The sequence below is a fragment of the Pseudarthrobacter sp. Hb11 genome, assembly GCF_059383655.1.
On record NZ_JBWZCM010000002.1, the window covers coordinates 330,736 to 349,702 of the forward strand.

An 18,967-nucleotide genomic window follows, 5' to 3' on the forward strand; every position below is an offset into this window, starting at 1 on the left:
ATTTCAGGGTGAGCCCCGGCCCGTCAGCCCCAGTGCGGCGGCTTCTGTTCCTTCAGCCAGGCGTCATGGTCATCGTCGGCATCGCCCCAGCGCCTCGGGTCATCTTCCGAGGCCTTCGTGGGCAGACTGCCTTCAGTCCCGGCCTGGCCTTTGCCTTGCTCCTGGCCCTGCTCGTCTTCGGGGGCCGGATCCACGGGGACGGACTGACCGTCCGCGGAGCCTTTTTCGTTCTCTTCAGGGGCCACGGGGACCACCTCCTTGCTGTCCAAGTCTTTGTCCTGCGGCCGGCGCCGGGCCTGCTCCCCGGCGTCGATGCCATTGAGCGCCTGGTCAACGTCGTCGTCAAGGAACCCTGTTGAAGTTGCCGGCCGGCCGGGAAGCACCACCCGCTCAAGGCCCAGGTAACCTGCAATCCGGTCAGCGCAGGCTGAAGGATCCGTAAACACCTCAATGGTCCACAGCGGCATGTACCGCCACCCGAGCCGCTCCAGCAGCTGCGGCCGCAGCCGGCTCCGTTCGCGGACGCTCGTGGTGCGGTACTGCTCGGTGCCGTCGGACTCGATGGCTACCGGCCATGGAAGGTCGGTCTCGTCCCGGCCCATGGTGTTCAGCGGATCCGCGGCCGCCACAACGTCGATCGCGCCGTCATACTGGTGCCAGACCCGGGCGCCCCGTGCCCGGAGCCGGTCCCCCAGGTCCGCTACCAGTGGATCGGCACCGAGTGCCTGTTCGCTGGCAGCGGCCCGGGAAGCGGGAGTCCCCAGGTCCGTGTTTCCCGCAATCTCACGGTCCAGCAGTGCGTACAGGTCCACCGCCCCGTGCGTCAGCCGGGTGTGGTCCAGGTCTTCGGGCCGGAAGCAGGTCAGCACGTGTATGGACCTGCGGGCCCGGGTCATGGCCAGGGCGAATTTCTCCCGTCCCCCTTCAGCGGAGAGCGGACCGAAGTTGTGCAGGGCGCGGCCGTGCGGGGTGCGTCCAAAGCCCGGAGAGAATATGACGTGGTCGCGCACCAGGCCCTGGGCGCGTTCCAGGTCTACGACCCGGAATGACTCGGGTCCGGCGCCAAAGAATCCTGCAAGGCCCGGGTGGTTGGGCAGCTGGAGCCGGATCGACTCGCCAATCCGGGCAGCATGCCGGAGGCTTGCTGTGACCACGGCAAGGGACGTGCGGGGGCGGGTGCGGGCGTGTTCGAAGACCAGCTGTACCACCCGGTTGACCTCAGCCACCACCGACTCCACGCCTTCGTGGTCCGCGCTCGGAAGGCCGGTGCCGTCCGGCAGGTACTCCACCACCAAAGACCGGTCCAGGCCGGTAGCGGACTGGCCCTCCGGAAGGCGGCGCAGGGCGCCGTCGTAAAAGTTCTTGCTGAGCTGGAGCACCAGGTCCTCGTCCACCGCGCGGTAGACGAAGTTCAGCCGCCACACGGGGAGCACTGCCGAGAGCGCCTTGAAGGCACTCTCCACCCGCTGGTGTGCCGGTTCGCCTGCTGCCAGCCGCTCCACGCCCACAGTAAACGTCCGGGGGCTGGCGATCATGGCGTCGCCGAAGGCAATAACCTGGCGGGCGCGGGCAATCGACGGCAGCACGGCCTGGAGCGAGGTCCCTTCGGAGTCGAGGATGACCACGGCATCGAAGCGCTGTTCCGCGGGCAGCAGCCCGGTCATCAGGTAGGGGCTGACGGACCAGACCGGAACGAGGGTGCCGATCAGGTCGGGAGCCTGTGCGGTCAGCGCGGGCAGGGAAACCCTGCCGTCTTTGAGGAGGCTCCGCATGAGGTCTGCCTGCCGGGGGTGGGCTGCGATACCGGCCCGCCACCGCTCGGCCAGATCCCAGCGGAGCCGTGCTGCACCGCTGGCAATGTGCGCGTTGTCCGCCAGCCGGAATTCGGCCTCGAGCTGCCGCAGGGCGTCACCGTCGGACATGGCGAGGTAGTCGTCCCCGCTGATCATCGCTTCCAGCGCCGACTGCCACCATGCAAGTTCAAGTTCGGCAGCGACCGAACCTGCCGGTACCTCGCGTTCGGCCAGGTCGGCCAGGAGCTCCCCCAGCCCGTGCTCGCGCATGTTCTCCACCAGCAGGGTGCGCTCCGGCAGCGTTTTGAGGGTGTCGGTGTCGGCCACCAGCCGCTCAAGCCGTTCCATCAGCTCTTCATAACGGATTGTGGACAGCTCGCCGCCCGCCTCCGTGTGCTGGAGTGCCTCTCCCAGTTGGGTGAGCTCCCGTTCCAGGGCGCGGTACATCACGTTGATTTCCGCCAGCCCGGACGGCACTGCAGGGTGGCGCTGAGTGGTGGCATAGCCCGCCCACAACGCACGCTGTTCCTGGACCAGGACCAGGGAGCTGTGGAGATCGGCAATGTGCACGCCGGGCCGGACGTATTCCTTGGCCACCCTGCGCAGCCGCGAACGCTGCATTGCGGTCAACTCGATGCCGCGCTCACGGCGCCAGGCCGACGGCGCGGTGGCCGAGATGAGGTCAGTGACTGGCCTGTCGAAGATGTCCGGGGTGAACTTGTCCAGGCTTCCGCGGACGGCGACGAGGAGCTCAAGCTGCTCGCCCCATTCGGCGAAGGAAGCGCCGAGCCGGATTTCCGCGTGCTCCGCCACGGCGTCCATGCGTTCGCGCAAGGCCGGGAGGCCCTTCTCCACGGACCGGACCAAGTCCTGGGCCTCCTCGGTCTCCTTGCGTGTGAGGAGACGTGCGCCGTGCCAGGGGCTCGTGGTGGACGCCTTGCTGAAGCTGCCCAGCTCGGCGGCGCGCCGGAGCCTGCCGGCAAGCTCGTCCCGGTCCCGGATGCTGTCCAGGACACTGCGCTTCAGCCGCACGGTGGTGGCCGGTGCGGGGTGGATCGACGTCAGCTCGGCGAGCGACTGCATGGCTTGGTAGGGCGAGCAGCCCCAGCGCTGGCGGACGTTGTGCAGGGACGCAACATGGTCCATGAGCGCGTGACGGTGCTCGGTCAGGGTGCCGTGCAGGTTTCCGAGCTGCGGTTCCAGTGACTTTTCGTTCCGGACGATCGCGCGGACCAGCTGGCCCTTCAACTGCTGCGGAGTCACGTTCCCGGACAGCTGGAACAGGATGGACTCAAGGCCCAGGCCTTCGAGCTGGCCCGAAATTTCGTTGAGGCTGGCACGGCGGTCGCCTACTACCAGTACCGTCTTTCCGGCGTCCACCAGGGCACCGATGGTGTTGATGGCAGTTTGGGTCTGGCCGGTGCCCGGCGGGCTGCTGACCACAAGGGAATCACCGGCACGCGCTGCGTCGATCACGTACTGCTGGTCAACGTCTGCATCCAGCAGGAGCATCTCGTCGCGGGGGTGCCTGCTGTCCAGTGAAGGGAAACGGGACGGATCCGGCTCGTCGAAGTCCACAACTTCGCCGCCTGCCGCAGTGGCCAGGGCGGACACAAGGGGGTTTGAGTCGTTGATCCACGGATCGTCCAGGTTCCCGGAAAGGTCGGCGAAGGTGGAAACCAGCAGATTGTGCTGTGCCTCGGCGCCGTGGATGGGCCGGATCAGTGTTGCCAGTTTGTCCAAGACGGGCTGGGGATCGAAGCGGGCGGTGCTGTAGGCGAGCCGGGTGACGGCATTGACGTCGAAGACAATCCCGTGGGTGTTCTTCAGGTGCCGCACCAGGGCCGGGTTGATGTGCGCCTGCTCAGTCAATTGCAGTTCGTAGTCGTCCTCCCCCGGACGGACAGTGAGCGAAATCGCCGTGAGCATCACCGGAGCGGAAATGCGCTGCGGCTTGCCGCCCACCGCGGAAGTCCATACCACCGTGCCCGCGGAGAAGTAGCCGGCGTCGATACCGCGGTCATTGGCAAGCTCGAAAATCTTGGACCGGATGTTGCGGGAAGCCCTGGCCGCCACGACGTACTGCTGACGGTCCCGGATCAGAGTCGAAAGCCGGGTCTTGCGCCCGGCCATGAGCTGGGCGAGGCCGGACGGGTGGGCGTGCGTCAGGTCGATGGAGCCTTCGGGGGTCTTGGTGAAGCGCAGCATCGTATCCGCCCCGGTGACGGGTTTGAGCCCGGACAGCCATTTACGGAGCTCCTCGGAGCCTTCCGGGTGGCCTTGACCAACTGACACTTCTGCCTTCTTTTCTGCGTTTGCACGTGACGCCCTGGACCATACCGGCATGCATTCGAGCGTAGCCGCTTCCACGCCCGGACTGAGAGACCGCAACACTGGAGCAGGCTAAATTACGGAGGTTTTCGCTGAAGAAACAGCAGTGGCCGGCCTCCTTCACCGGAGGCCGGCCACTCATGATGCTATTCCCACTCGATGGTTCCCGGCGGCTTGCTGGTGACATCGAGTACTACGCGGTTGACACCCTCCACCTCGTTGGTGATGCGGTTCGAGATCCTGGCGAGGAGCTCGTACGGCAGGCGTGACCAGTCCGCGGTCATGGCGTCTTCCGAGGAGACGGGACGGAGCACGATGGGGTGGCCGTACGTGCGGCCGTCGCCCATGACGCCCACGCTGCGGACGTCGGCGAGCAGGACCACCGGCATCTGCCAGACCTCGTTATCCAGGCCGGCTGCGGTCAGCTCTGCACGGGCAATGGCGTCGGCTTTGCGCAGCAGGTCCAGCCGGTCCCTGGTAACCTCACCGACGATGCGGATCCCGAGCCCCGGTCCGGGGAAGGGCTGGCGGCCCACGATTTCCTGCGGGAGTCCCAGCTGGGCACCGACGGCGCGGACCTCGTCTTTGAACAGGGCACGCAGCGGCTCCACGAGTTCGAACTGCAGGTCCTCGGGCAGGCCGCCCACATTGTGGTGGCTCTTGATGTTCGCAGCACCTTCGCCGCCGCCGGATTCGACGACGTCCGGGTATAGCGTGCCCTGGACCAGGAACTTGATCTTCTCGCCATGGGCGGCTGCCTCGGCGATGATGGCAAGTTCTGCCTCTTCGAAGGCACGAATGAATTCGCGGCCTATGATCTTGCGCTTGGTTTCCGGATCGCTGACGCCGGCAAGGGCGGACAGGAAGCGTTCCTGCTCGTTGGCGACGTAGAGTTTCACGCCGGTGGCTGCGACAAAGTCGCGTTCCACCTGTTCCGCTTCGCCTTCACGCAGCAGTCCGTGGTCCACAAAAACACAGGTGAGCTGGTCGCCGACGGCACGCTGGACGAGGGCGGCCGCAACGGCGGAGTCAACGCCGCCGGACAGGCCGCAGATGACCCGGGCGTCGCCGATCTGCTTGCGGATGCGATCCACCTGCTCCTCAAGGATGTTTCCGGTGGTCCAGTTCGGCTCCAGCCGGGCGCCCTTGAAGAGGAAGTTTTCCAGCACCTGCTGGCCGTAGGCGGAGTGCTTGACCTCGGGGTGCCACTGGACTCCGAACAGGCCCTTTTCCTCGTTGGCGAAGGCAGCTACTTCAGCACCCGCCGTCGTCGCAAGGACTTCAAAGCCGTCCGGCGCCTCGTGGACGGAGTCACCGTGGCTCATCCAGGTGTTCTGGTGCTGGGGCATGCCTTCCAGGACCGACCGGCCCTCGCCGAGAATGGTGGTTTCCGTGGAGCCGTACTCCCGCAGCCCGGTCTTGTCCACCTTGCCGCCCAGGGCGTTGGCCATCGCCTGGAAGCCGTAGCAGATACCAAAAACGGGAACGCCGGCTTCGAAAAGGTCGGGACCGACGCTGGGTGCCCCGTCAGCGTAGACGCTGGAGGGGCCGCCGGAAAGGATGATGGCGGCGGGGTTCTTGGCCAGGAGCTGCTCGGTTGTGTAGGTATGCGGAACCACTTCCGAATACACATTCGCTTCCCGGACGCGGCGGGCAATCAGCTGCGCGTACTGGGCACCGTAGTCAACAACCAGCACCGGCTTCTGGGAAGTCTGGGATGCAGTGGGAGTAGTCACCGTACTAGCCTACTGGCCGCTGTTGCACCGGCGCACCTTGAGAAGCTGCCCTGTGACGGAGCGAACTCCCACGTTTGCGGCGGCTGCCTAGTACCTCTGCGGTGCCTGGGGGTTGGCCGCGAGCTCTGCCTCTACCTCAGCATGGAACTTCTTCTCCACGATGAAGGACAGGAACGGAATGACACCGCCCAGCGCCAGCAGGATCATCTTCAGGAACGGCCAGCGCATGAGGGACCAGAGCCGGAAGTTAGACATCAGGTAAACCACGTACATCCAGCCGTGCACAATGAGGACCGTTACGGACAAGTTGACTCCACCGAGCACCCCCGGCGGTTCCGCATCCGCGAAACCAAAGCCGAACGGCTGGCCGGTCACGGCGTTGGTGCCGCCGGCAAAGAGGTACTGCCCGAATCCGTACCGCGCGATCAGTTCGGCGCACAGCAGCAGCAGCATGGCGCCTGTGAGGTAGGCCAGCACCTTGTAGAACTTCAGGGCCGATCGGATCTGCGCCTCGGTGCCGCCGAAGCGGCGCTTTTTGCCGGACGCCTTGCCGGCAGTGTTGCTGCCTGCGCTGGCGCCTGCGGCGGTGTTGGTGCCCGTGTTAGTGCCTGCGGGCGGAGTGGCGGGTTTCGGATCAATCATGGCTGTACCTTTTGCTGGTTCTGTGCAGGTTGCTGGTTCTGTTCGTGGAGCAGCGGGTTGTCGTCGTCATCGTCGAGGCTCTCCTCAAGATCCCGGTGGTGGTCGTCCTTGACCAGCCGCCACCAGATAAAGAGGGCAAAGCCGGCGAAGACAACCCACTCAAGGGAGTAGAAGAGGTTTAGCCAGTTGATCTGCCGGGCAGGCGGCTGCGGGCCGATCTGCAGGGGAAGAAGGTCCCCCGGCACTGCCGCCGGGCTGACGTCCGCACCATCGGCAACTTCCGCAGTGGCTGCAACAAAGCCGGGATAGCTGCTGACTTCCCAGTAATTGATCAGCTCGGCCACCGAAACCGCCGTGGCCTCACCGGGGGCGGCTGCCGTCCCTGCAACTGGAGCTTCGGACGGAAGCAGCCGTCCGGTCAGTTCAACAGTGCCCGACGGCGGCGCTGGAGCATCTGCGGGGTCTGCCACCCATCCACGGGCAACCGGGATCCACGTCTGGGGCGACGCGGCAACGCCACTGAGGGTGGGGGCACCAGTGACGGCGAAGGCGGAGACTACCCAGTAGCCCGTCTTGCCGCCATGCAGGCGGCCAGGGACCAGGACCTGCTTGGCCGGGTCATAGGTACCCTGCGCGCTGACCATCTGGTCGGCGTCGGTACCGTGGAAGAAATCCCCCGGCTCCAGCGTTTCGGTCAGGGGCTGCACCTGCTCGGTGGCCGGGTTGACCGGCACTTCCGGCTGGGTGGACCGTCCGAACTGCCATTGACTGAGCAGCACGAACACCCCGGAAATAGCGATCGCGAAGATGAAACCTGCGATCCATCGGGGTTTAAGGGCTGTTTTCCACACGTCTTAACCGTACTTCGTTCCCTTGTAGAACAACTAAACGCCGGGGGCGCGACAGTCAAGTCCCGCCGCAGGATCCGGCAGCGGCTTCCTGCGGAAGGAGGCCCGTGGCCTGAGCGTCAGTGGTCGAAAAACACCAGGCTGGAATTGATAAGCTCCGCGATCACTTCGGCATCATAGGCGCGGCGCAGCGATTCGCGGAATGACTCCTTGGACAATGAGCGGGCCAGGGTGGCCAGGACCTCGAGGTGGTCCGAGAAGGAACTGGCAGGAGTGGCGATCAGCAGGATCACCGTGGCCGGACCGTCCGCGGCACCGAAGTCCAGCGCGTGGCCGTACTTGGCAATGCCGACAGCTATGGAGGTGCGGGACACGAACTCGCTGCGGGCATGGGGCAGCCCGATCCCGCCCGGGAGCCCGGTGGCCAGCTGGTGCTCGCGCGCGTTGACGTGCTTGAGGAATCCGGGCAGATCCGATACCCGTCCGGCGGCGAAGAGGCGTTCCGCGAGCTGGGTGGCGGCGTCCGCCTTGTCCGATGCCTCAAGCTCCAGGATCACCATTTCGGGTGTGGTGAGGCCGGCATCGTACCGGTCAAGTGGTTCCGCCAAGGCGTATCCCTTCAGTCAGCGAGTGCTGGTGCTGCGGCCCCTCAGCGCAAGGGCACGATGTCTTCCACACCCAGGCGGGCGGCGTCTGCGGATTCGTCGTCCGGCTGTTGCTGGCTTAGGCGCTCCGCCTCCACCCGTGCAATATAGTGCCTGACCTCATTTTCACGTTGGGCGTCGCTCCAGCCAAGGACGTCACCCATCAGTTTAGCGACTACGGGCACGGCAGACACACCACGGTCCCAGGCCTCGATGGATATCCTGGTCCGCCGGGTCAGGACGTCGTTGACATGGCGGGCACCCTCGTGGCTTGCCGCGTACACGGCTTCGGCCTGCAGGTAGTCATCGGCACCGGGGATCGGCTCGGCCAAGGCAGGGTTCTCCGCGATGATGGCCAGTAATTCGGGTGTCAGGGACCCGTACCGGTTGAGCAGATGCTCAATCCGGGCCACATGGACGCCCGATTCCTCCGCCGTGCGGTTTCTTCGGTTCCAGGCCGCCTTGTAGCCGCTGGCTCCCAGCAGCGGGATGGTTTCCGTGCAGCTGGGCGGTACCCGCTCGTCCATGGTGCGGGTGGCCTCGTCCACGGCGTCCTTGGCCATGACCCGGTACGTGGTCCACTTTCCGCCGGCCACCACCACCAGGCCTGGCACGGGGTGTGCCACCACGTGTTCGCGCGACAGCTTGGCGGTGGAGTCGTTTTCTCCGGCAAGCAGCGGGCGCAGGCCGGCGTAGACGCCTTCCACGTCTTCCCGGGTGAGGGGGCGCTTCAGGACCTTGTTGACGTGTTCCAGGATGTAGTCGATGTCCTTGCTGGACGCGGCGGGATGGGCCTTGTCCAGGTGCCAGTCGGTGTCCGTGGTGCCGATAATCCAGTGCCGGCCCCAGGGAATGACGAACAGCACCGACTTTTCGGTGCGCAGGATCAGTCCCACGGTGGACTGGAACCGGTCCCGCGGAACCACCAGGTGGATTCCCTTCGAGGCGCGGACCTTCAGCTGGCCGCGGTCGGTGACCATGGCCTGGGTTTCGTCCGTCCAGACTCCGGTGGCGTTGATGACCTGCTTGGCACGGACGTTGAACCGCGTCCCGTCCTCGTGGTTGACCACTTTGGCCCCCACGACACGTTCGCCTTCGCGCAGGAAGTCCACCACGGCCATCTGGTTTACTGCGTGGGCGCCGTAGTAGGCAGCTGTCCGGATAAGGTTGGCGCAGTATTTCGCATCGTCCACCTGGCCGTCGTAGTACCGGATGGAGCCCACAAAGGCATCGTTCTTCAGGCTGGGCGCCGCCCGCAGCGTGCCCCGCCTGCTGAGGTGTTTATGGAACGGCACACCCCTGCTGTGGCCGCTGGAGACGGACATGGCGTCGTACAGTGCAATGCCGGCGCCCACGTAGGGGCGCTCGAAGAAGGGTTTTGTCAGCGGATACAGGAACGGCACCGGCCGGGCCAAATGCGGCGCCAATTCGGAGAGCAGCAGCCCGCGCTCCTGCAACGCCTCCTTGACCAGGCCAAAGTCGAGCATCTCCAGGTAGCGCAGACCGCCGTGGATGAGTTTTGAGGACCTGGAGGACGTACCGGCTGCCCAGTCGCTCGCCTCGACGATCCCCACGTCCAGCCCCCGGGTGACGGCGTCAAGGGCCGCGCCGGTACCCACGATCCCGCCGCCGACAATCAGGATGTCCAGTTCCTGGCCCGGCTCCGCGGTTGCACGCAGCCGCTGGATGGCTGCTTCCCTGGCTGCGGGGCCCAGGGCCCCACCGTTAGCAGGAACACTCTTCATCGAACGCCTCCAGTGCCACTAGTCCCGGTAGTGAGACCACCCTACTTCGTTGCGGCACGCTTGGGCAGGGCGGCAGGGAGCATTGGGCCCCGCCGCCGCGCGTCAGTTCCCTGCGTAGGGGGAAACCACGACGTCGACCCGCTGGAATTCCTTCAGGTCCGAATAGCCGGTGGTCGCCATGGAACGGCGGAGCGCGCCGATGAGGTTGGAGGTTCCGTTGGTGTGATGGCCTGGTCCGAAAAGGACTTCCTCGAGCGGACCAACGGTACCGACGTTTGCACGGTCACCGCGGGGCAGTTCAAGGTGGTGGGCTTCCTGGCCCCAGTGCCAGCCCTTGCCGGGCGCCTCTTCGGCCCGGGCGAGGGCGCTGCCCAGCATCACGGCGTCGGCGCCCATGGCAATGGCCTTGACGATGTCGCCCGAGCTGCCCATGCCGCCGTCGGCAATGACATGGACGTAGCGGCCGCCGGACTCGTCCATGTAGTCACGGCGGGCGGCAGCAACGTCGGAAATCGCCGACGCCATCGGCGAGTGGATGCCCAGGGCACGGCGGGTGGTGGTGGTGGCACCGCCGCCGAAGCCCACCAGCACACCGGCTGCACCGGTGCGCATCAGGTGCAGCGCGGGCGTGTAGCCTGCCGCGCCGCCCACGATCACGGGCACGTCCAGTTCGTAGATGAACTGCTTGAGGTTCAGCGGCTCGTGGTCCTTGGAGACGTGCTCGGCTGACACGGTGGTGCCGCGGATCACAAAGATGTCGACGCCGGCGGCCACCACGGTCTTGTAGTGCTCCTGCGTGCGCTGCGGGGTCAGCGACCCGGCCACCGTCACGCCGGCGGCGCGCATCTCGGCGAGGCGGGAGGTGATCAGTTCGGGCTGGATGGGGGCCTTGTACAGCTCCTGCATCCGACCCGTCACGGCCGGGCTGTTGGTCTCGTCTTCCAGGGCGCCGATTTCGTCAAGGACGGGCTGCGGGTCCTCGTACCGGGTCCAGAGGCCCTCGAGGTCAAGGACGCCGAGGCCGCCCAGTTTCCCGAGCACAATGGCCGTCGCCGGAGACATGGCAGAATCCATGGGCGCGGCGATGACGGGCATGCTGAACTGGTAGGCGTCGATCTGCCAGGAGACGGAAACGTCCTTGGGGTCGCGGGTACGACGGTTGGGGACAATCGCAATGTCATCCAGGGAGTAGGCACGACGCCCACGCTTGCCACGGCCGATCTCGATCTCGTAAGTCACTGCTCTAGGTTATCCCAGCAGCAGTACTGTCCTTGGCTACAGTGGCTGGATGGGTTCACGTTGGATTTTTGACGGGCACATCGCCGGGATCGGCACCGCGTCCGGGCTGCGCGCCGTGGTGGGCCTGTGGCAGCACTCCCCCTTCGGCACCTTCGCCGACGTCATGGTCCAGCAGCCCTCCGGGCACAGGCTGCTGTTGGCACCCACCGGGGAGGTGGCAGATTTCATCTCCAGCACCTACAGCTTCGACGAGGTCCGGGTGGTGGAGGTAGGCGCCACTTTGGCCCGTGGTCTACTGTCGGTCGACGCCGGCTCCCTGGCTGTCCGCGCCCGGCTCGGCGGGAGGACCATCCTGGGCAGTGCGCTGCGGGCAGTGCCCCGGCCCCTCGCGGTCCATCCTTGCTGGCTCCGGGCGATCAGCCCGGTTGCCGCCGTTCTCAGCGGCGGGTCGCGTACCTCGGGAACCGCCGGGAGCGGCCGGAACGAGTATTACGGGGTGAGTGACCTCCACAGCATCAGCTCCGCCGTCGTCAGCTGGGACGGGGTGGACGCCGGAAAACTGGCCCAGATTCTGCCGGCAGTGGAGTTCGGCTTCAGCAGCGTTCCGCCGCAGCCGAGCCTCGCCCGGGTCCGCACCACGGTGGTGGACGTTACACCTCTTCGGTCTCCTCCGAGGTGAGCTGGGATTCGAACATCCTGAAGTAACGGCCCCGCAGCGCCACGAGTTCATTGTGCGTGCCCTGTTCCACAATCTGGCCGTCTTCGAGCATGTACACGATGTCCGCCTTTTCGATGGTGGCGAGCCGGTGGCTGATGGCGATGATGGTGCTGCTGCGGTCCGCGAAGAGGCGGGTAAAGATGCGGTGTTCGGCGAGGGCATCGATGGCGGACGTGGGCTCGTCCATCACCATGAACGAGGCGTCCCGGTAGAAGTTGCGGGCCATTGCCAGCCGTTGCCATTGGCCGCCGGAGAGCCCGCTGCCCTTGCGGCCCCGGGGATCCTCCATCCAGTTGCTGACGTGGTTGTCCAGTCCGTTGGGCAGTTTGTTGATGAAGTCCAGGGCCTCGGCGTCTGCGGCGGCCCTGCGGATGCGGTCATCGTTCCGGGGCGAGTCGACGTCGCCGAAGTAGATGTTCTCCGCAGCGGTGGCAAACTCGTACTTCAGGAACTCCTGGCTCAGTACTGCGAGATGCCGGTGCCAGGAGGTCACGTCGACGGCGGCGAGGTCCACGCCGTCGAGCATTACCTGCCCGGAGTCCGGGCGGTAGAGGCCGGCCAGAATCCGGATCAGGGTGGACTTTCCGGCGCCGTTCTCGCCTACGATCGCGATGTGCTGGCCTTCCCGGATGGTCATGCTGATTCCGCGGATCACCTCGATATCGCTGCCCGTGTAGGTGAAGCGGATGTCCTTCATTTCCACGGTCTTCGGGGTCTCCAGCAACGGAGGCGCGTGCTCGGCGTGGACGGGCAGCGCCATAAACAGTTCGTAGTCCTTGAGGTTGGCCAGGTCCTCGTCGATGGAGCTGAGGGAGGACACCAGGCTGTTGGCCGTGGACAGTGCCCGGCTGACGATCTGCTGCACGTAGAGGAACTGGCCCACAGGCTGAGCGCGAGCAATAATCTGGCCCACCACCCAGATCAGCGAGACCACCTCCGCGCCGTACTGCAGGGCGTCGGCCGCGAGCTGCTTGGGGATGTAGCGGCGCTGGAAATCAAGACGGCGGCGCTCATCCGCGTCGCGGAGCCGGGACCGGAAGTCCATCAGGAAGCCCACAATGCCGTAGAGACGCATCTCGGCAATGTGCTGTGGCCGGAGCAGGTTTTGTTCGATCATCCGGCGCTGCCGCCGGGAATCCACCTGCGTGTTCCAGTGGGCGATCTGTTCCCGGGACAGCTTGAACTGGAGGTACACGCTGGGCACGATGGCCACCAGCACGATCACGGCTATCCACCAGCTGACCAGCAGCAGGGCACCGATTGCGAGGACGACCGAGACGAGCTGGGTGAAGATCGCGGCGATCCGGTCCAGCACCCGGGCGTAGGAGTCGGAGAACCTTTTGGCGCGGTCGTACAGGTCTACGGTTTCTTTATCGTCGTAGCGCCAGAACTCGAGGGCAAGGAACCGCTCGTACATCTGGTCGCCAACGATGGCTCCCACCTTGAAGCTCATGAGCTGCTGGATGTACCGGTCCACGCTGTTGAACGCGCCCCAGAAAAGGCCCAGGGCAGCGGTGATGATGACGTAGACGATCGCCAGCTGCCCGGCTCCGGCATCTCCCGAGTAGGCTGCGGCCAGCGCCGTGGTGGTGAGCGCCGCGAAGTAGGTGGTGACCAGCGGAAGCACCGCCGAGATCAGCGAGCCGAGCACTTTCATGACTACCGCGCCCGGGGAGGCCCGGAAGCTGACGCGCAGGACCTGGGCTACGGCCCGGGCATACGGACGAAGGGCCAGCCGGCGTTGCGGCTGGCCCTTCGTCCGATCAGGAACGGTTGTCAGCGTGATCCGTAGTTCGGGGCCTCGACGGTCATCTGGATATCGTGCGGGTGCGATTCCTTCAGCCCGGCCGGGGTGATCCGGACGAACTTGCCGCGGGCCTTCAGCTCAGGGACGGTGGGGGCGCCGGTGTAGAACATGGTCTGGCGCAGGCCGCCCACCAGCTGGTACGCCACGGAAGCCAATGGACCGCGGTAGGCCACGCGGCCTTCGATGCCCTCGGGGATGAGCTTGTCATCGCCGGAGACGTCCGCCTGGAAGTAGCGGTCCTTGGAGTAGGACGTGTTCTTGCCCCGGGACTGCATGGCACCCAGGGAGCCCATGCCGCGGTAGGACTTGAACTGCTTGCCGTTGACGAAGATCAGCTCGCCCGGGGACTCGTCGCAGCCGGCCAGGAGGGAGCCCAGCATCACGGTGTCGGCGCCGGCAACCAGCGCCTTGCCGATGTCGCCGGAGTACTGCAGGCCGCCGTCGGCGATCAGCGGAACGCCGGCAGGAATGGCTGCCTTGGCGGATTCGTAGATGGCGGTGATCTGCGGGACGCCCACACCGGCCACCACGCGGGTGGTGCAGATGGAACCTGGCCCCACGCCCACCTTGATGCCGTCGGCGCCGGCGTCGATCAGGGCCTGTGCGCCTTCGCGGGTGGCGGCCTGGCCGCCGATGACGTCAACGTGCGCCGCCACGGGATCAGACTTGAGGCGGCGGATCATATCCAGCACGCCCTGCGAGTGGCCGTTCGCGGTATCCACGAACAGGGCGTCGACGCCGGCATCCACCAGTGCCATGGCGCGCTCCCAGCCGTCCCCGAAGAAGCCGATGGCAGCGCCCACGCGAAGGCGGCCTTCGTCGTCCTTGGTGGCCAGCGGGTACTGCTCGGCCTTTGTGAAGTCCTTGGTGGTGATCAGGCCCTTCAGCCGGCCCTGCTCGTCCACCAGCGGCAGCTTTTCGATCTTGTTCGTGGCCAGCTTGTGGGAGGCCTCCTCGCGGCTGATGCCGACGTGGCCGGTAACGAGGGGCATCTTGGTCATAACGTCGCTGACAAGCCGCAGAGGGAAGTCGGCCTCGGGCACAAAGCGGGTGTCGCGGTTGGTGACGATGCCCAGCAGGCGGTTGTCCTCGTCCACCACGGGCAGGCCGGACACGCGGTACTGGGCGCAGAGGTCATCCAGTTCGCGCAGGGTTGCCTCGGGCCGGATGGTCAGCGGGTTGGTGATCATCCCGGATTCGCTGCGCTTGACGCGGTCCACCTGGTCCGCCTGGTCGGCGATGGACAGGTTGCGGTGGACCACGCCCAGGCCGCCCTGGCGGGCCATGGCGATCGCCATCCGGGACTCGGTCACGGTGTCCATGGCCGCAGACAGCAGGGGCGTCTGCACGGTGATGCGCTTTGAGATCCGGGAGGACGTATCGGCTTCCGAAGGGATGACCTCGGTGTGGCCAGGCAGCAGCAGGACGTCGTCGTAGGTCAGGCCGATGAAGCCAAAGGGGTTGTGTTCGGGCTCGGTCATGAGTGCGCCTCTTACCTTGGTTGCTGTGCGGGTAGGGGTTGCAGCCGATGACCAGCCCGTCATTACGGGACTGGCCTGTGCAGAAGGGACCGCCACGTTGTCGGCGCTCCGGGGTCAGAAAGTGTTGAGTAAATATTAGAACCTCGGGGCCAATCCCCCTATTCCATGCAGGCAATGTGAGCAACCGCACGCGCCCTGACCTCGCAAGTCCTCACAGCCTCCCTGCGGGCGTGGGCCGGGCTGCCGCGCCGTCAGTTCCATCCGGTAGCTGCGAGGAGGCGCCGTTCGAACATGGGGATCATGCTTTCCACATAGGTGCGCGTGAGGTGGTTGTCGTCCTTGTAGACGTACACATTCCCCACCACACCGGGGCAGATTCCGCGCGCACAGATGAAGTCACTCAGATCCATCAGGTGCAGCCCCTGAACCTTGCCCGCATAGCTTTCGAGCGGCGAGGGGTTTACCAGCGACTTTTCAAGGGACACGCTGCACTCCGGCGCGTCCGGGCCGTTCCGCTGGATGCACTCGGGCATGTTGAACGTGAATCGGGGGTTGTCCCGGATGCCAATGATCTCGATCCCGGCATCCGCAAACGGCCGGACACCCTCAAGGTAGCCCGGGACTTCGGTCTCGAACGGGGCTTCCTCGTGGGTCAGTGACGCCACCGTGAACACTGCATCGGGCTGGTGTTCCAGGACGTAGGCAGCGCTGGCCTGGTTGTAGGCGTTGCACTCGGCGTTCCTTTCCGCCGACTCGGCCCCGAAGCGGCACGCCGGCATCAGCAGCGTCACCAGTTCCCAGCCCCGGGCAGCCGCAATCGGAGCCAGCGCACCCAGGTACTGCTGGGAGTGGGAGTCGCCCAGGACCACAATGCGTTTGGTGGTTTCCCCTTCAGGGACCTCCTGCCGGCATCCCTCAAGGATGGGGTTGCTGGTGGCGTTGGCACCGGTGCAGGGGGCATGGATACCGGCCCAGTCGTGGTCCAGCGCGGCCGGCCCCGGAATGATTTTGGCGTCAGGAACCGGCACCGGGGCGTTCTTCGGGGTGAGCGCCGCCGCCCCTGGCGTGAGCTCCCGGGGCTGAGCCGCCGTCGCGCTTTCCTCTGCAGTGAGGGTGGTCTGCCATACGGCGACGGGACCGGCGAGGACGGTGCCGCAGGCAACGATAACGACGGCGGTGCGCCAGTCCCGGCGTTTGGGCCAGTGCCAGTCGCGGAGCGGCTTTTCCACGAAACGCGTGGTGAGGACTGCGAGCACCACCGCTGCGCCGACGATTCCCAGTCCCTGGGACAGGTTTGGTGCCTCCACGCCGGTGGCCGCGAGCGCGAGCACCAGGACGGGCCAGTGCCACAGGTACAACGCATAGGAATTGTCGCCGAGCGCCACCAGCGGCTTGCTGCTCAGGAACCGGTCAACGCCGCAGCGGCTGCCGGTTTGTCCCGCGACGATGATTGCCGCCGCCGCGAGGGTGGGCCACAGCGCGACGTACCCGGGAAAGGACCGGTCCACGGTCAGCAGCAGGCCGCAGGAAACCATGGCGGCCAGTCCTGCCCAGCCCAGTACTACCCGCAGCGCCCTGGCAGGTTTGAGGTAAGGCAGCGCCAGGGCCAGGAGGGACCCCAGTGCGAACTCCCAGAGCCGGGCCCTGGTGTCGAAGTAGGCGTACGCCTGGTTGGTTGCGGTCTGCTCCACGGAGTAGGCGAGGGAAAAGGCGAAGACGGCACCGAAGACCAGCGCCAGCACTCCCCTGTAGTTCACTCTGCTGAGTGCGGGGACGCGGCGGAGCAGCGCCAACAGTGCAGCGCTGCCGGCGAAGATCACTGGCCACAGGATGAACACCTGGCCCTGGATGGAGAGCGACCAGAAATGCTGGAGCGGGCTGGCTCCGGCATGGTCCTGGGCGTAGTAGTCAACGGCTGTCTCGGCGAGCAGCCAGTTCTGGCTGTAGAGCAGCGACGCCCACGCCTGGTCCAGCACCTCGGGCCAGCGGCTCTGCGGCAGGATCAGCCGCGTCCCGGCAAGGACGCCAAGAATGACCACGACGGCGGCCGGCAGCAGCCGCTTGAACAAATGCAGCCAGTGCGCCAGGAGCCCGAAGGGACGCCCTGTTTCTGCTTTCCGGACAAAGGAAAGCGTGAGCAGGAACGCCGAAATCAGCAGGAAGATGTCCACGCCGCCGGACACCCGGCCCAGCCACACATGGTAGGCGACCACCATCAGCACGGCGAGGGCGCGGAGCCCCTGCACCTCGGGCCGGAAGGTCGGTTTGCGGGCCTTGGCATCGGCTCCGGGGAGCATTCCGGCTGCAGCCTCTGTTCTCGCTATCGACACAAAAAACCTCATGGTCGCATGGGCAAAACATCAATTCTACCCATTTGGGGTATTTTCCCTGCAAGGTACCGCGAGTCGCGGCCTGCACCGACGCCGGTGTTACGCCCGGCGGAGAAGCGGCACAAGCTACGGACGCAGCAGGGCACGCAGCGTCTGGATGGTGTCGGCTTCCGCAGCCGTTTTGTCGTCGCGGTAGCGCTTCACGCGTGCGAACCGCAGCGCGATTCCGCCGGGATAGCGCGAGGATTGCTGCACGCCGTCGATGGCTATCTCAACCACGGTGACGGGCTCTACCCACACGGTGCCCGCAGTGCGGCGCATCTCCAGCTCCTGGAAGCGCTCCGTCTGCCAGCGCAGCAGGGCGTCGGTGAGTCCCTTGAAGGTTTTGCCCACCATCACGTAGCCGCCGGGTTCGCCGAACTCCCCCGCGGGGTCGAGGGCTCCGAGATGCAGGTTCGACAGCAACCCGGTACGCCGTCCCGACCCCCACTCGCAGGCGAGCACCACCAGGTCGTAGGTGAGCACCGGCTTTACCTTAATCCAGTTCGAACCGCGCCGGCCTGCCGCGTACGTTGATCCGACCGCCTTCACCACCACGCCCTCATGGCCCGCGGCGAGCGCCTCTCCGGACACTCTTTCGGCAACGGCGGGATCCGCGGTGATCTCCCCCGGGATGCGGTACCCCGGGGCGATGCGCTCAAGCATGCCGATGCGGGTGGCCAGCGGCTCGTCGAGCAGGTCGCGCCCGTCGATGTGGAGCACATCGAAGAACCAGGGATGCAACAACGTATCGCGCGCGGCGTCCGCCCCAAACCGCGACATGGTCTCCTGGAACGGCCTTGGGCCCCCGTCCTCGTCGAGGGCGAGGGTCTCGCCGTCGAGGATCACCTCGCTCACCGGCAGTCCGCGCACCACCTCCACCACTTCGGGCAGGCGGTGGGTCACCTCGGCCAGGGTGCGGGTGTAGATGCGCACGTCGCCGCCGGCGCGATGCACCTGGATGCGTGCGCCGTCGAGCTTGTATTCCACCGATGCTTCCCCGGTGGTTTCCAGCGCCGCGCCGGCGCTGGCCGCGGTTGAGGCGAGCATGGGTTGCACAGGACGGCCGACGACGAGGCCGACGGCGTCGAGCTGGGCTGCCGTACCGGTGATCGCCAGCATGGCGGTCCCGCCGAGATCACCGGAAAGCATCGCTGCGCGGCGTACGGCGTCCACGGGGCGCTCCGCGGCGCGGGCTACGGCATCCGCCAGCACCCCTTCAAGCGCACCGGTGCGCAGTTCGCCGAGCAGCACGCCGGCGATGAAGGCCTGCTCGCGCTCCGTGGCTGCCGCCGTCAGCGACCTGAGGGTCGCGGCGCGTTCGGCTGCCGATCCAGCACCTGAGGGGACGAGCAGCCGGTCCAGCGCGGCGTCGAGGGCGGCCACGGTCAGGCTCGGCCCAGCGGCCGGCTCCCCCATGGCTGCTGACATGCCGCGCCAGCCCACTCCTACCCGGCCCTGACGCGGCCTGGCGGTGAGCAGGCCGACCGCTGTCGCGATCTCCCCGGGCTCCAGCCGGCGCAGCAGGTCTGCGAGCGCGTCAACCTTCGCGAGCCGGGAGCGGGTGGACGCAACGGCATCCGCGGTTTTCACGAGCTCATCGAGCAGCATGGC

Annotated in this window: 12 protein-coding genes; 1 reads left to right on the plus strand and 11 read right to left on the minus strand. The window is 66.3% G+C overall.

All coding sequences use genetic code 11. The features are described from left to right. Window positions 1-23 precede the first annotated feature (23 nt). The 7 genes from AC50X7_RS05280 to AC50X7_RS05310 form a co-directional block, all read right to left on the minus strand. Window positions 24-4,139, minus strand: coding sequence for an AAA family ATPase (locus AC50X7_RS05280; RefSeq protein WP_494978054.1), 4,116 nt, complete (start codon window positions 4,137-4,139; stop codon window positions 24-26). 131 nt (window positions 4,140-4,270) lie between these two features. After that, a complete protein-coding gene (gene guaA / locus AC50X7_RS05285; RefSeq protein WP_494978055.1) occupies window positions 4,271-5,860 on the minus strand; it encodes a glutamine-hydrolyzing GMP synthase in 1,590 nt (529 codons plus the stop codon). Window positions 5,861-5,947: 87 nt separating this feature from the next. Continuing rightward, window positions 5,948-6,502, minus strand: coding sequence for a DUF3817 domain-containing protein (locus AC50X7_RS05290; RefSeq protein WP_494978056.1), 555 nt, complete (start codon window positions 6,500-6,502; stop codon window positions 5,948-5,950). After that, window positions 6,499-7,353: an SURF1 family protein gene (locus AC50X7_RS05295; protein WP_494978057.1), complete on the minus strand. Its 855-nt coding sequence runs from the start codon at window positions 7,351-7,353 to the stop codon at window positions 6,499-6,501. Before AC50X7_RS05295 ends, AC50X7_RS05290 begins: the two co-directional genes overlap by 4 nt. Before the next feature lie 116 nt (window positions 7,354-7,469). Beyond that, window positions 7,470-7,958, minus strand: a complete 489-nt coding sequence (locus AC50X7_RS05300; protein WP_307094404.1) for a PTS sugar transporter subunit IIA — start codon at window positions 7,956-7,958, stop codon at window positions 7,470-7,472. Between the two features lie 41 nt (window positions 7,959-7,999). Then, window positions 8,000-9,739 (minus strand): glycerol-3-phosphate dehydrogenase/oxidase, encoded by a 1,740-nt coding sequence (locus tag AC50X7_RS05305; protein ID WP_494978058.1) that lies wholly within the window; start codon window positions 9,737-9,739, stop codon window positions 8,000-8,002. Window positions 9,740-9,841: 102 nt separating this feature from the next. Beyond that, a complete protein-coding gene (locus tag AC50X7_RS05310; protein ID WP_494978059.1) occupies window positions 9,842-10,978 on the minus strand; it encodes a GuaB3 family IMP dehydrogenase-related protein in 1,137 nt (378 codons plus the stop codon). Window positions 10,979-11,027: 49 nt separating this feature from the next. Here AC50X7_RS05310 and AC50X7_RS05315 point away from each other — a divergent pair, with 49 nt between their 5' ends. After that, window positions 11,028-11,657, plus strand: coding sequence for a hypothetical protein (locus AC50X7_RS05315; protein WP_494978060.1), 630 nt, complete (start codon window positions 11,028-11,030; stop codon window positions 11,655-11,657). On the opposite strand, the gene AC50X7_RS05320 is transcribed toward AC50X7_RS05315, so the two are convergent. The 4 genes from AC50X7_RS05320 to AC50X7_RS05335 all read right to left on the minus strand — a co-directional run bounded on the left by AC50X7_RS05320 (window position 11,629) and on the right by AC50X7_RS05335 (window position 18,964). Then, complete coding sequence (locus AC50X7_RS05320; protein ID WP_494978061.1) at window positions 11,629-13,353, minus strand: ABC transporter ATP-binding protein; 1,725 nt, start codon at window positions 13,351-13,353, stop codon at window positions 11,629-11,631. The genes AC50X7_RS05315 and AC50X7_RS05320 overlap by 29 nt on opposite strands. 119 nt (window positions 13,354-13,472) lie before the next feature. Then, window positions 13,473-14,984, minus strand: a complete 1,512-nt coding sequence (gene guaB / locus AC50X7_RS05325; protein ID WP_307094399.1) for an IMP dehydrogenase — start codon at window positions 14,982-14,984, stop codon at window positions 13,473-13,475. Window positions 14,985-15,235: 251 nt separating this feature from the next. Further along, window positions 15,236-17,281, minus strand: a complete 2,046-nt coding sequence (locus AC50X7_RS05330; RefSeq protein WP_494978251.1) for an acyltransferase family protein — start codon at window positions 17,279-17,281, stop codon at window positions 15,236-15,238. Between the two features lie 159 nt (window positions 17,282-17,440). Next, the gene (locus tag AC50X7_RS05335) at window positions 17,441-18,964 is read right to left on the minus strand and encodes an ATP-dependent DNA ligase (protein WP_494978062.1); all 1,524 of its coding nucleotides are present in this window, start codon (window positions 18,962-18,964) and stop codon (window positions 17,441-17,443) included. Window positions 18,965-18,967: the final 3 nt, after the last annotated feature.